This window comes from Roseivivax halotolerans (assembly GCF_900115815.1).
Classification (GTDB): Bacteria; Pseudomonadota; Alphaproteobacteria; order Rhodobacterales; family Rhodobacteraceae; genus Roseivivax; species Roseivivax halotolerans.
Genome location: NZ_FOXV01000003.1, coordinates 34,639 through 46,360, shown reverse-complemented (window position 1 = coordinate 46,360; position 11,722 = coordinate 34,639). Strand labels below are relative to the sequence as shown.

Genomic DNA, 11,722 nt, shown 5'->3' with positions numbered 1-11,722 from the left:
GGGATGCGACCGCCGCAATGAAACTGTCCGATTTCGATTTCGACCTGCCCGAAGACCGGATCGCGACGCGGCCGGCGCGCCCGCGCTCGTCGGCAAAGCTTCTTGTGGCCGAGGGCGACCGGATCAGCGATTCCGTCGTCTCGGACCTGCCGGACTGGCTTCGGCCCGGCGATCGGCTTGTGCTGAACGATACCAAGGTCATCCCGGCGCGCCTGTCGGGGGAGCGGCGGCGCATGGGCGCGGAGGGCGAGAGCAGCGCGCGGATCGAGGCGACGCTCCTCGAGCCGCAAGCGGACGGGACGTGGTCGGCGCTCGTCAAGCCGCTGAAGAAGCTGCGCGAAGGCGAAACGGTCGTCTTCTCGTCCGACCTTTCGGCCGTTCTCGAAGCGAAAGCGGACGGACAGGGGCGGCTGAGGTTCAATCTCGCGGGCGAGGCGTTCGATGCGGCGCTGTCCGAGGCCGGCGCCATGCCGCTGCCGCCCTATATCGCGGCGCGCCGCCCTGCCGATGCGCGAGACAAGAACGATTACCAGACGGTATGGGCGGCGCGGTCCGGCGCGGTTGCCGCGCCCACGGCCTCGCTGCATTTCGATGCGCCGCTTCTCGAGGCGCTCATGGCGCGCGGCGTCACCTTCACGCATGTCACCTTACATGTCGGTGCCGGCACCTTCCTGCCGGTGAAGGTGGAGGACGTGACCACGCACCGGATGCATGCCGAATGGGGAGAGGTCAGCGCCGAGGCCGCGGCCGAGATCGCTGCGACCAAAGCGTCGGGTGGCCGTGTCATCCCGGTCGGCACCACGGCCTTGCGGCTGATCGAGACGGCGGCGCAAAGCGGAGTGATCGCGCCTTTCGAGGGCGATACCGACATCTTCATCTATCCCGGCTTCGAGTTCCGCGTCACCGATGCGCTGATGACGAATTTCCACCTGCCGAAATCGACGCTGATGATGCTGGTCGCGGCGCTTATGGGACGCGAGCGGATCCTGCGCATCTACGATCACGCCATCGCGGAGGGGTATCGATTCTTTTCCTACGGAGACGCGTCGCTGCTCATTCCCGACATGCAGGGTCGCAATGCGACCACGGATGGACGCCTATCGCGTTGAGCCGCCCGGCAGAATCACGGTAAGGCGCGGCATAACTCCGATACTGGGATGATCGCGATGATCCAGGTTCTGAATTCGTCCTGGGCGCTTCTTCTGGGCATGACGCTCGTGATGGTCGGCAACGGGCTCCAGGGCTCGCTTCTGGGTGTGCGCGGCGCGGCCGAAGGGTTCTCGCCCTTCATGATGTCGATCATCATGGCGGCCTATTTCCTCGGCTTCATCATCGCCTCGCAAACCGCGCCGCGCATGATCCAGAGGGTGGGTCATGTGCGGGTCTTCGCCGCGCTCGGCTCGATCATCTCCGCGGTGCTGATCCTGTTCCCGGCGCTGCCCTATGCGCCGTTCTGGATCGCGGGTCGGATCGTGCTCGGTTTCGCGTTCTGCAGCCTCTACGTGACGGCGGAGAGCTGGCTCAACAATTCGGCGACGAACGAGACGCGGGGGCAGGCGCTCTCGCTCTATATGATCGTGCAGATGGCCGGGATCATCGCCGCGCAGGCGATTCTGAACCTGCCCGACGCGACCGGGTTCCTGCTCTTCGTGATCCCCTCGGTGCTGGTTTCGCTCGCCTTCGCTCCGATCCTTCTGACGGTCTCGCCGACACCTGCTTTCGAGACGACCAAGCGGATGACTTTGAAGACGCTTTTCAAGTCATCGCCTCTCGGCTGCGTGGGCATGGCGCTCATGGGCACGGTCTACGCCGCGCAATACGGCATGGCGGCGGTCTTCGCGGTGGAGGCGGGGCTGACGCTGGCGCAGACGTCGATCTTCGTTGCGGCCTTCTACGTAGGCGCAGTGCTTTTCCAGTATCCACTCGGCTGGATCTCGGACCGTATGGACCGCCGGCTCCTGATCTCGCTCGTGGCGGCGATGGGCGGCGGCGCGGCGGTGCTGGCCGCGGTGATGAGCGACAATTTCACGATCCTCACGATCTCCGCCGTGCTGATCGGCGGGGCGGCCAACCCGCTGTATTCACTGCTCATCGCCCACACGAACGACTTTCTCGACTATGACGACATGGCCGCGGCCTCGGCGGGGCTGCAGTTCCTCAACGGCATCTTCGCGGTCGCGGGCCCGATCCTGACAGGCTACCTGATGACCGAGGTCGGGGCCTATGCGTTCTTCGTGCTGATCGCGATTCCGATGCTGCTGCTGACGGCTTACGCACTCTATCGCTCGACGCGACGGCCGGCCTCGGACGACACCTACGATTACATTCCGGTCATGCCCAACGCTTCGGTTGTCGCGGTCGGCGCGGCTCAGGACTGGGCGATCGAGACCGCGGAGGCGGACAATGCCCAGGAGGAGGAGGCGCGTGAGAACGAAAGCGCTTTGTCACCTTCCTGACATAAAAGGTGATTTTTCGTGCGAAAAGCCGCATGTTTACCCTGAACTCGGGTGAGTGGATTGGTCTGAAGGGAGTGAGGCCGTGCTGAAGACACCGGAAGAGATCCTGAGCTTTTGGCTCGACGAGGTTGGTGCCGAAGGCTGGTACAAACAGGACGAGGCGCTCGATGCGGACATCCGCGAGCGGTTCCTGCCGAGCTACGAGGCCGCAATGGATGGGCAGTTCGCGCTGTGGCTCACCTATCCCTCGGGCGTTCTGGCCTACGTGATCCTTCTCGACCAATTCTCGCGGAACATGTTCCGGGGAGAGGCGAAGGCGTTCGCCTCCGACAAGGTGGCGCTCGCTGCGGCCAAGCAGGCCGTCCATCGCGGGTGGGACCAGAAGATCGACGCCCCGGCGCGACAGTTTTTCTACCTCCCGATGATGCATGCGGAGAACCTGTGCGACCAGGAGCAATGCGTGCGGCTGATGAAGGAGCGTCTGCCGGGCGGGGAAGACAATCTCTTGCATGCCCGCGTGCATCGCGAGGTCATCCGCCGCTTCGGACGGTTTCCCTATCGCAACGAGGCGCTTGGCCGTCGGTCGACGGACCAGGAGCGGGAATTTGCGGATAACGGCGGTTACGGTGCGATCCTGCGCGACTTCCAGGAGGCGTCGAAGGCGGCCTGACAGGCCGCCCTCCGGATCAGCTGTCGGGTGTCTGCCGGGCCGCTTGTGCGGGATCGGTCGCCATCGCACCGGTCTTCATCTTCAGGAATTCGCGGGCGCGCCGTTCGGCGAGGCGCACGCGGATACAGGTCAGATATTCTTCCTCGAGCGTGGTCGAGGCTGCGGCCAAAACCGCCGCGACCTCGACATAGAGACGATCCTCGCCGCTCGCATCCATGACCTCCATCGTGTCTTGCGCGAGGCGGTCAGCGATGTCGGTTGCGAACCCGGCCATGATCAGCGCGTCGTCTCGGTGAGGCGGCGCTTCACGTAATCGGTGACGGTGCCGATCATCGTGTCCATGTGCGGCTCCTCGAAGAAGTGCCCGGCTCCCTCGATCTCTTCGTGGGTGATGGTGATGCCCTTCTGGTCCTTCAGCTTGCCTACCAGCGAGCGCGTGTCCGCAGGCGGTGCCACCCGGTCGGCGGTGCCGTTGATGACGAGGCCCGAGGAGGGGCAGGGCGCGAGGAAGGAAAAGTCGTACATGTTCGCCGGCGGCGATGCCGAGATGAAGCCGGTGATTTCCGGTCGCCGCATGAGCAGCTGCATCCCGATCCATGCGCCGAACGAGAAGCCCGCGACCCAGCAATGCTTGGAATTGGAATTCAGCGATTGCAGGTAGTCGAGGGCCGAGGCCGCATCGGACAATTCGCCGACGCCCTGGTCGTATTCGCCCTGGCTCCGGCCGACGCCGCGGAAGTTGAACCGCATCACGGTGAAGCCCATGTTGTAGAAGGCATAATGCAGGTTGTAGACGACCTTGTTGTTCATGGTCCCGCCGAATTGCGGGTGCGGATGCAAGACGATCGCGATCGGCGCGTCGCGATCCTTCTGCGGATGATAGCGGCCTTCGAGGCGGCCTTCGGGTCCGGGGAAAATCACCTCGGGCATGGGGCGACAGGGCTCCTTAACGGGTGGCGGAAAATCTTGACGACTTTCCTCAAGCAATTTAGAACTATTCTAATCAGCGAGAACGGTCCTATCGGGCTTGGTCGCAAATATGCAAAGCCTGAGACGAGGTCAATCGCCACGGGCTCGGATGACGCCGGGAGGACGCGATGAAACTCAGCACGAAAGGCCGCTACGCCATGGTTGCGCTCGTGGATCTCGCGATGCAGCCCGACGGCGACCTGGTCACCTTGGCCGGGATCTCGAAGCGGCAGGATATATCCTTGGCGTATCTCGAGCAGCTTTTCGTGAAGCTGCGCCGGGCGGATCTCGTGGCGTCCGTGCGGGGGCCGGGCGGCGGATACAAGCTGGCGCGGCCGGCCACGGAAATTCGCGTGGTCGATGTGCTCTCAGCGGTCGATGAGACCGTGTCGGCGATGCATACCGGAGCCGGCGCCTCGGGCGGATTGTCGGGATCCAAGGCGCAATCCATGACCAACCGGCTCTGGCAGGGCCTATCGGCGCATGTCTATGTCTTCCTGCACCAGACGCGGCTGTCGGATGTGGCCGGCAACGGGCTTGTCCCGTGCCCGGCCGTCCCGTCGCTCTTCGACGTGGTCGACGACGCGTCATGACGGCAGGAGTGCACTCCACGCGGCGCGCAAGCGGATGCCGGCCGGGGGCGCTGCCCCCGGACCCCCGCGGTATTTTCGCCAACCCAAAGAGCGGGCGCGGGCGCGCATGAGACGCGTGTATCTCGATCATAACGCGACGGCGCCGCTGAGGGCCGAGGCGCGCGAGGCCATGATCGCCGCGATGGATGTCGCGGGCAATCCGTCCTCAGTGCATGGCGAGGGGCGCACGGCCAAGGGGCTCGTCGAGAAGGCGCGGCGGCAAGTGGCCACCGCCCTTGGCGCCGATAGCGCGGACGTGGTCTTCGTCTCCGGCGCGACCGAGGCGGCAGCTTTGGCGCTTGTGGGGCGGGGCCTGCGCGGCGGCGACATAGAGCATGACGCGGTTGCGGCCTGGATCGATGCGGATCTGCCGGTGGACCGCGATGGCAAGGTCGCGGTGGCTGTGCCGGGCGAGAGCGTCCTGCAGGCGGCCAACAGCGAGACGGGGATCGTGCAGGATCTGCCGCAAGGCCTTGCACTGACGGATGCGACGCAGGTGTTCGGCAAGCTGCCCTTCGCCTTCAACTGGAGCGGCGCGGAGATGGCGATCGTCTCGGCGCACAAGCTTGGCGGGCCCAAGGGGGTCGGCGCGCTGGTGATGCGGCGCGGCACGGACCTTGCCGCGCAGATCCGCGGCGGCGGGCAGGAAATGGGCCGCCGCTCGGGCACGGAGAACGTGATCGGCATCGCGGGCTTCGGCGCCGCGGCAGAGGCTGCGATGCGCGATCTCGATGCCGGGCTCTGGAACGGGGTGGAAAAACTTAGAAACGTTCTAGAGAATGCCGTTGCACAGGCCGCGCCAGAGACTAAATTCATGGGCAAGGCCGTGCGGCGGCTGCCGAACACGTCGTGTTTCGCGGTGCCGGGCTGGAAAGGCGAGACGCAGGTCATGCAGATGGACCTTGCCGGTTTTGCGATCAGCGCAGGCTCGGCCTGTTCATCGGGCAAGGTCCGCGAGAGCCGCGTCTTGCGCGCCATGGGCGAGACGGGCGAGGTGGCCTCGGGCGCGATCCGGGTGAGCCTTGGTCTCGAGACGACGGAAGACGATGTGATGCGCTTTGCCGAAACGTGGCTGCGCCATCTTGAACGACACCGCGCGAAGGCCGCCTGAGGCTGAACCCGCGCGAGGATGCAGACAGGACAAGGAAAGGTCGGACAATGACAGCTCTCGACACTCCCGAAGTGAAAGACGGCGTCGACCAGGAAACGGTGGACAAGGTCCGCAATCTCGGTGGCACCTACAAGTACGGCTGGGAAACCGACATCGAGATGGAATACGCGCCGAAGGGCCTGACGCCCGACATCGTGCGTCTCATCTCCGAGAAGAACGAAGAGCCCGAATGGATGACCGAGTGGCGGATGAAGGCGTATGATCGCTGGGTCGGCCTCGAGGAGCCGAACTGGGCGATGGTCGAGTATCCCAATATCGACTTCCAGGAGCAGTATTACTACGCCCGACCCAAGAGCATGGCCGAGAAGCCGAAATCGCTCGACGAGGTCGATCCCAAGCTCCTGGAGACCTATGAGAAGCTCGGTATTCCGCTGAAAGAGCAGATGATCCTCGCCGGTGTCGAAGGCGCGGACGAAGCGCCTGCAGAGGGCCGCGTCGGCGGCGGGGAAGAACGGCGCGTCGCGGTCGACGCGGTGTTCGATTCCGTGTCGGTCGGCACGACTTTCCAGGCGGAGCTGAAGAAGGCCGGCGTCATCTTCTGTTCCATCTCCGAGGCGATCCGCGAGCATCCCGAGCTTGTGCAGAAATATCTGGGTTCGGTCGTGCCGATCTCCGATAATTTCTATTCGACGTTGAACTCGGCGGTCTTCTCGGACGGCTCGTTCGTCTACGTGCCGCCGGGCGTGCGCTGCCCGATGGAGCTTTCGACCTATTTCCGCATCAACGCCGAGAATACCGGCCAGTTCGAGCGGACGCTGATCATCGCCGACAAGGGCTCTTATGTAAGCTACCTCGAAGGCTGCACCGCGCCGCAGCGCGACCAGGCTCAGCTGCACGCGGCTGTCGTGGAAATCATCGCCGAGGAAGATGCCGAGGTGAAGTATTCCACCGTCCAGAACTGGTTCCCGGGCGACGAGAACGGCAAGGGCGGCATCTACAACTTCGTCACAAAGCGTGCCGATTGCCGGGGCGACCGCTCCAAGGTGATGTGGACGCAGGTCGAGACTGGCTCTGCGGTGACATGGAAGTATCCGTCCTGCATCTTGCGCGGCAATGAAAGCCAGGGCGAGTTCTACTCGATCGCGATCACCAATAATCACCAGCAGGCCGATACCGGCACGAAGATGGTGCATCTGGGCAAGAACACCCGGAGCCGAATCGTCTCCAAGGGGATCTCGGCCGGGCAGGCGCAGAACACCTATCGCGGTCTGGTCTCGATGCATCCCAAGGCGACCAACTCGCGCAACTACACGCAGTGCGACAGCCTCCTGATCGGCGACAAGTGCGGCGCTCACACGGTTCCGTATATCGAGGTGAAGAACAACTCGAGCCGGGTGGAGCACGAGGCGACGACGTCCAAGGTCGATGACGACCAGATGTTCTATTGCCGCCAGCGCGGCATGGACGAGGAAGAGGCGGTCGCGCTCATCGTGAACGGATTTGCCAAGGAAGTGCTGCAGGCACTGCCGATGGAATTCGCGATGGAAGCTCAACAGCTCGTGGCGATCTCGCTCGAAGGCTCGGTAGGCTAACGGGCGACTAAGACGGAGCGCGCGCGTCATGATCAAGCTGGCCCTATTCCCGGCGGTTCTGACGGGCGCGTTCCGTGGTCTCTTCTCCGTTGTGGTCAGTGCTGTCGCGCGCGCTCGGGACATGATCGTCTTTCCAGGCGTCTCTTTCGCCTCGGGAGTTTCGGGAAACCTTTTCGCGCAGGCAGTGACGGGCAGGGGACGGCGATGAGCGCAGAGCTTTTGGCATTTCTATTGGTGAAAAGCGCAGGGGCCGGCATCGGTGTAGCTATCGGGGCCTTCATCGGTCTCGTGGTGCGGGCGCGGAACGGCAACACGCAAGGGCTGATCCGCGGGTCGGTGACGCTGACCTCCATGATTGTCGGCGGCGTCGCGCTCCTGGCCATGATGGTCTTCAACTATGTGAGGCTTGTCGCATGATCGTCTCGACCACGAACACGCTCGAGGGCCACCGGATCACCGAATACCGGGGCATCGTCGTCGGCGAGGCGATCATGGGTGCGAATGTCTTTCGGGACTTCTTTGCCCAGATCACCGACATCGTCGGCGGTCGCTCGGGGGCTTACGAGACCAAGCTCGCAGATGCGAGGGAGACCGCGATGCGCGAACTCGAGGCGCGGGCGCGACAGCTCGGCGGCAACGCGGTGGTTGGTGTGGATATCGACTACGAAGTCGTCGGCGAGTCGATGTTGATGGTGTCGGTGTCTGGAACAGCGGTGGTGATCGAGTGATGGCGAAGGACGAACAGGGCGCTGACCTCGACCCCGCGCTGATTCGGCTGCGCGAGCTTCTGGAGCCTGCGCGCCTCACGGAAATCGTGGATGTCGGCGCGAATCCAACCGAGGCGCCGGTGTACCAGCCGCTGCTGGATGCGAAGGTTGCTCGGGTCACCGGGTTCGAGCCGCAAGCTTCCGTCTTTGAGGCTTTGGCAAATCGCGAGAGCGCGCACGAAAGATATCTTCCTTACGCAGTGGGTGATGGCCGCATGGGCTCTCTCAACGTCTGTCAGTCAGGCGGCTTCACCTCACTTTACCGTCCCGATGCACTCACGCGGGAATATTTGAACAAACCGCGTTGGCGGAAGTTCATGGAAATTCGCGAAACCGTTCCTCTCGAGACCAAGCGACTGGACGAACTTTCAGAGATCGTCGCGATCGACCTGCTCAAGATCGATATCCAGGGGGGCGAGCTTGCCGTATTCGAGAACGGGCGATCGAAGCTTTCCGAAGCGCTGGTCGTAATCACGGAGGTCGGCTTTCTTCCAATCTACGAGCATCAGCCGCTTGTCGAGGATCAGGTTCGCGAACTGCGTGGGCAGGGATTTCTCCTGCACAGCTTTCAAACGCTGGTGGGTGGGCATATCAACGAAGCTGCATCGCTCTCTTCGAAAACGCGCCTCCCGAACCAGCAACTCATCGACGGCGATGCCGTCTTCCTGCGCGATCCACGGCGGATGGACGGCTTCTCCGACGAAGCACTTAAGCATTACGCGCTGATTGCGTCCGGAGCGCTTCGCCTGCCGGATCTGGTCGCGCGCTGCCTGAAGGAACTGATCCGCCGCGACGTGCTACCGGAAAGCGCGTTCGCCGCCTATTGCGAGACGCTAGGAGCGCGCGCCACGTGAGGGATGGCACCATCATATCTCGACCGGAGCTGACGCTCCCCGAAGCCGAGGCGGCGCTGGTGCGTGCGGAATACGCGCGCGCGTCCGTGATCCTCGAATATGGCTCGGGCGGCTCGACCGTGATGGCGTCCGAGATGCCGGGCAAGCAGGTCTTCTCGGTCGAATCCGACAAGGACTGGGCCGAGATGATGCGGGGATGGCTCGCGGCAAATCCGCCCGCGAAATCCACCGAGGTCGACGTGATCTGGTCCGATATCGGCCCGACGAAAGAGTGGGGCCATCCGGCAGATGACAGTGAATGGAAACGCTATCCCCGCTACCCGCTCGAGGTCTGGGGCCTCAGCGAGTTTCGCCAGCCCGACGTGGTGCTGGTCGATGGCCGCTTCCGCCAAGGCTGCGCGCTTGCGGCGAAATACCTCTCCAAGGGGCCTGTCACACTGCTCTTTGATGATTACGTGCAGCGTGAGCATTACCACAAGGTCGAGGACTACCTCGGCCGTCCCGAGATCACCGGGCGCATGGCCCGGTTCGACATCACGCCGGAGCCGATCCCGCCGGATCGCCTGCTTCGGATCATGCAATTCATGATGCGTCCCTGAACGCATCGAGATGAGACAGGAAAGGATGATAACATGCTGAAAATCGAAAACCTTCAGGTGAAGCTCGAGGAAGAGGACAAGCAGATCCTCAAGGGTGTCGACCTCGAGGTCGAGGCCGGAAAGGTGCATGCGATCATGGGGCCGAACGGGTCGGGCAAATCGACCCTGTCCTACGTTTTGTCGGGCCGCGACGGCTACGAGGTTACCGGTGGCTCGGCGCATCTTCTGGGGGAGGACATCCTCGATATGGAGCCCGAAGAGCGTGCCGCGGCCGGCATGTTCCTGGCGTTCCAGTACCCGGTCGAGATCCCGGGCGTCGGCAACATGACCTTCCTCCGCACCGCCGTGAACGCGCAGCGCGTCGCACGCGGCGAGGAGGAAATGTCTTCTACCGATTTCCTGAAAGAGATCCGCGCCAAGGCGAAGGAACTCGACATCGACGCCGAGATGCTGAAGCGTCCGGTCAATGTCGGTTTCTCGGGCGGTGAGAAGAAGCGCAACGAAATCCTGCAGATGGCGATGCTCGAGCCCAAGCTCTGCATCCTCGACGAGACGGATTCCGGCCTCGACGTGGACGCGATGAAGCTCGTGGCGGACGGCGTGAACAAGCTGCGCGCGCCCGATCGCGGCTTCCTCGTCATCACGCACTATCAGCGTCTTCTGAACCACATCCAGCCCGATGTCGTGCACATCATGTCCGACGGCCGGATCGTGAAGACCGGCGGCCCCGAGCTGGCGCTCGAGGTCGAAGAGAACGGCTACGGCGACATTCTGTCGGAGAACGCGTAATGGCTGCACCGCAGATCAAGTTTGACGCAACCGAAGAGCGGCTGGCGACGCTCAGCCTGCCCGAGGGCGGCTGGTCCGCCTCCGCGCGCCGCGACGCGCTTGCGCGGGTCCGGGCGATGGGCCTGCCGCATGCTCGCGACGAGTACTGGAAATACACGCGGCCGGAGAGCCTTGTTCAGCCCGAGCCCCCGAAAGCAGCGTTGTTCGAGTCCGGTGAGACGCCGATTTTCGAAGATGTCGACCGTCTGAAGGTCGTCTTCGTCGACGGTGTCTTCGATGCCGAAGCCTCGGACGATCTTTCCCTCGAAGGGATCGAGATCGAACGGCTGTCCGAAAGCAGTGCCGACATCCATTGGGCCAAGGACATCTACGGCCAGCTTGAGATTGCAGGGCAGACCCCCGTGGAGCGGCCTCTCGCGGCGCTCAACGCGGCGTTCGCGACCGACGGTGTCCTGATCCGTGTCACCGGCAAGGCATCGAAGCCGGTGAGCCTGATTTATCACCATAAATCAGAGACATCCGATGCGATGCTGCATCACTGCGTCAAGGTGGAGAAGGGCGCGGAACTGACCGTGCTCGAAAACGGGCCGGCGGCTGCGCGGTTCAACAAGGTCATGGAGGTGGATGTCGCCGACGGTGCGACCTTCCATCATATCCGCATGCAAGGGCGCGATCACGAACGCCGCGCTGCGACGCATATCTTTGCGCGGCTTGGCGAGGAATCGGTCTTCAAATCCTTCACCCTGACCGCGAACGGGATGCTGACCCGCAACGAGGTCATCGTGGAGCTGACCGGCGACAACGCCGTCGCGCATGTGGCCGGGGCCTGTATGGGCGACGGCGATTTCCACCACGACGATACGGTGTTCGTGACGCATGACGCGGTGAATTGCGAAAGCAGGCAAGTGTTCAAGAAGGTTCTGCGGAACGGTGCGCGCGGTGTCTTCCAGGGTAAGATCCTGGTGAAGAAAGGCGCGCAGAAGACCGACGGCTACCAGATCAGCCAGTCGCTTCTTCTGGACGGCAGCAGCGAGTTCGACGCCAAGCCGGAGCTTGAGATCTACGCCGACGACGTGGCTTGTTCGCACGGCTCCACCTCGGGCGCGATCGACGAGGAGGCGCTCTTTTACCTGCGTTCGCGCGGGGTGCCGCAGGGCCATGCCGAAGACCTTCTGACGCTCGCCTTCCTTGCCGAGGCAGTGCTCGAAGTCGAAGATCAGGCGCTTCAAGACGAGATCAACAGCCGGATCGAAGCCTGGCTGATGAGACGCCGGACCGCCTGA

Annotated in this window: 15 protein-coding genes; 13 read left to right on the top strand and 2 right to left on the bottom strand. The window is 63.4% G+C overall.

The features are described from left to right. Positions 1 to 17 precede the first annotated feature (17 nt). From queA to BM171_RS05200, 3 genes are all read left to right on the top strand, one after another. Entirely contained in the window at positions 18 to 1,109 is a 1,092-nt protein-coding gene (queA, locus tag BM171_RS05210) for a tRNA preQ1(34) S-adenosylmethionine ribosyltransferase-isomerase QueA (protein WP_093009781.1), read from the top strand. 57 nt (positions 1,110 to 1,166) lie between these two features. Then, positions 1,167 to 2,456, top strand: coding sequence for an MFS transporter (locus BM171_RS05205; RefSeq protein WP_093010099.1), 1,290 nt, complete (start codon positions 1,167 to 1,169; stop codon positions 2,454 to 2,456). Between the two features lie 85 nt (positions 2,457 to 2,541). Continuing rightward, positions 2,542 to 3,126 (top strand): DUF924 family protein, encoded by a 585-nt coding sequence (locus BM171_RS05200; RefSeq protein WP_093010098.1) that lies wholly within the window; start codon positions 2,542 to 2,544, stop codon positions 3,124 to 3,126. A gap of 16 nt (positions 3,127 to 3,142) precedes the next feature. Here the strand turns inward: BM171_RS05200 and BM171_RS05195 are convergent, their stop codons facing one another. Then, positions 3,143 to 3,400 carry a hypothetical protein gene (locus BM171_RS05195; RefSeq protein ID WP_245760189.1) on the bottom strand — a complete coding sequence of 86 codons (258 nt, stop codon included), beginning with the start codon at positions 3,398 to 3,400 and terminating at the stop codon, positions 3,143 to 3,145. Positions 3,401 to 3,402: 2 nt separating this feature from the next. Continuing rightward, a complete protein-coding gene (locus tag BM171_RS05190) occupies positions 3,403 to 4,056 on the bottom strand; it encodes an alpha/beta hydrolase (RefSeq protein WP_093009780.1) in 654 nt (217 codons plus the stop codon). A 167-nt stretch (positions 4,057 to 4,223) separates the two neighbouring features. On the opposite strand from BM171_RS05190, the gene iscR reads away from it, so the two are divergent. From iscR to sufD, 10 genes are all read left to right on the top strand, one after another. Then, positions 4,224 to 4,688 (top strand): Fe-S cluster assembly transcriptional regulator IscR, encoded by a 465-nt coding sequence (gene iscR, locus BM171_RS05185; protein WP_093009779.1) that lies wholly within the window; start codon positions 4,224 to 4,226, stop codon positions 4,686 to 4,688. A 106-nt stretch (positions 4,689 to 4,794) separates the two neighbouring features. After that, positions 4,795 to 5,838 (top strand): cysteine desulfurase family protein, encoded by a 1,044-nt coding sequence (locus BM171_RS05180; RefSeq protein WP_093009778.1) that lies wholly within the window; start codon positions 4,795 to 4,797, stop codon positions 5,836 to 5,838. A 47-nt stretch (positions 5,839 to 5,885) separates the two neighbouring features. Beyond that, a complete protein-coding gene (gene sufB, locus BM171_RS05175) occupies positions 5,886 to 7,430 on the top strand; it encodes a Fe-S cluster assembly protein SufB (protein WP_093009777.1) in 1,545 nt (514 codons plus the stop codon). A 28-nt stretch (positions 7,431 to 7,458) separates the two neighbouring features. Then, entirely contained in the window at positions 7,459 to 7,638 is a 180-nt protein-coding gene (locus BM171_RS05170) for a hypothetical protein (protein ID WP_093009776.1), read from the top strand. Then, positions 7,635 to 7,847 (top strand): hypothetical protein, encoded by a 213-nt coding sequence (locus tag BM171_RS05165; RefSeq protein ID WP_093009775.1) that lies wholly within the window; start codon positions 7,635 to 7,637, stop codon positions 7,845 to 7,847. Before BM171_RS05170 ends, BM171_RS05165 begins: the two co-directional genes overlap by 4 nt. Beyond that, entirely contained in the window at positions 7,844 to 8,158 is a 315-nt protein-coding gene (locus tag BM171_RS05160; protein WP_093009774.1) for a heavy metal-binding domain-containing protein, read from the top strand. Before BM171_RS05165 ends, BM171_RS05160 begins: the two co-directional genes overlap by 4 nt. Beyond that, complete coding sequence (locus BM171_RS05155) at positions 8,158 to 9,051, top strand: FkbM family methyltransferase (RefSeq protein WP_093009773.1); 894 nt, start codon at positions 8,158 to 8,160, stop codon at positions 9,049 to 9,051. The genes BM171_RS05160 and BM171_RS05155 overlap by 1 nt, the downstream gene beginning before the upstream one ends. Then, positions 9,048 to 9,650, top strand: a complete 603-nt coding sequence (locus tag BM171_RS05150) for a hypothetical protein (RefSeq protein WP_093009772.1) — start codon at positions 9,048 to 9,050, stop codon at positions 9,648 to 9,650. Before BM171_RS05155 ends, BM171_RS05150 begins: the two co-directional genes overlap by 4 nt. 33 nt (positions 9,651 to 9,683) lie before the next feature. Then, positions 9,684 to 10,439, top strand: coding sequence for a Fe-S cluster assembly ATPase SufC (gene sufC / locus BM171_RS05145; RefSeq protein WP_093009771.1), 756 nt, complete (start codon positions 9,684 to 9,686; stop codon positions 10,437 to 10,439). Beyond that, entirely contained in the window at positions 10,439 to 11,722 is a 1,284-nt protein-coding gene (sufD, locus tag BM171_RS05140) for a Fe-S cluster assembly protein SufD (RefSeq protein WP_093009770.1), read from the top strand. Before sufC ends, sufD begins: the two co-directional genes overlap by 1 nt.

Excerpts from the sequence above, each read along its gene's own strand:
- BM171_RS05165 (WP_093009775.1), top strand. The coding sequence starts at position 7,635 with ATGAGCGCAGAGCTTTTGGCATTTCTATTGGTGAAAAGCGCAGGGGCC.
- sufC (WP_093009771.1), top strand. The coding sequence starts at position 9,684 with ATGCTGAAAATCGAAAACCTTCAGGTGAAGCTCGAGGAAGAGGACAAG.
- sufD (WP_093009770.1), top strand. The coding sequence starts at position 10,439 with ATGGCTGCACCGCAGATCAAGTTTGACGCAACCGAAGAGCGGCTGGCG.
- BM171_RS05155 (WP_093009773.1), top strand. The coding sequence starts at position 8,158 with ATGGCGAAGGACGAACAGGGCGCTGACCTCGACCCCGCGCTGATTCGG.
- BM171_RS05195 (WP_245760189.1), bottom strand. The coding sequence starts at position 3,400 with ATGGCCGGGTTCGCAACCGACATCGCTGACCGCCTCGCGCAAGACACG.
- BM171_RS05160 (WP_093009774.1), top strand. The coding sequence starts at position 7,844 with ATGATCGTCTCGACCACGAACACGCTCGAGGGCCACCGGATCACCGAA.
- iscR (WP_093009779.1), top strand. The coding sequence starts at position 4,224 with ATGAAACTCAGCACGAAAGGCCGCTACGCCATGGTTGCGCTCGTGGAT.
- BM171_RS05180 (WP_093009778.1), top strand. The coding sequence starts at position 4,795 with ATGAGACGCGTGTATCTCGATCATAACGCGACGGCGCCGCTGAGGGCC.
- BM171_RS05170 (WP_093009776.1), top strand. The coding sequence starts at position 7,459 with ATGATCAAGCTGGCCCTATTCCCGGCGGTTCTGACGGGCGCGTTCCGT.
- BM171_RS05205 (WP_093010099.1), top strand. The coding sequence starts at position 1,167 with ATGATCCAGGTTCTGAATTCGTCCTGGGCGCTTCTTCTGGGCATGACG.
- queA (WP_093009781.1), top strand. The coding sequence starts at position 18 with ATGAAACTGTCCGATTTCGATTTCGACCTGCCCGAAGACCGGATCGCG.
- BM171_RS05190 (WP_093009780.1), bottom strand. The coding sequence starts at position 4,056 with ATGCCCGAGGTGATTTTCCCCGGACCCGAAGGCCGCCTCGAAGGCCGC.
- sufB (WP_093009777.1), top strand. The coding sequence starts at position 5,886 with ATGACAGCTCTCGACACTCCCGAAGTGAAAGACGGCGTCGACCAGGAA.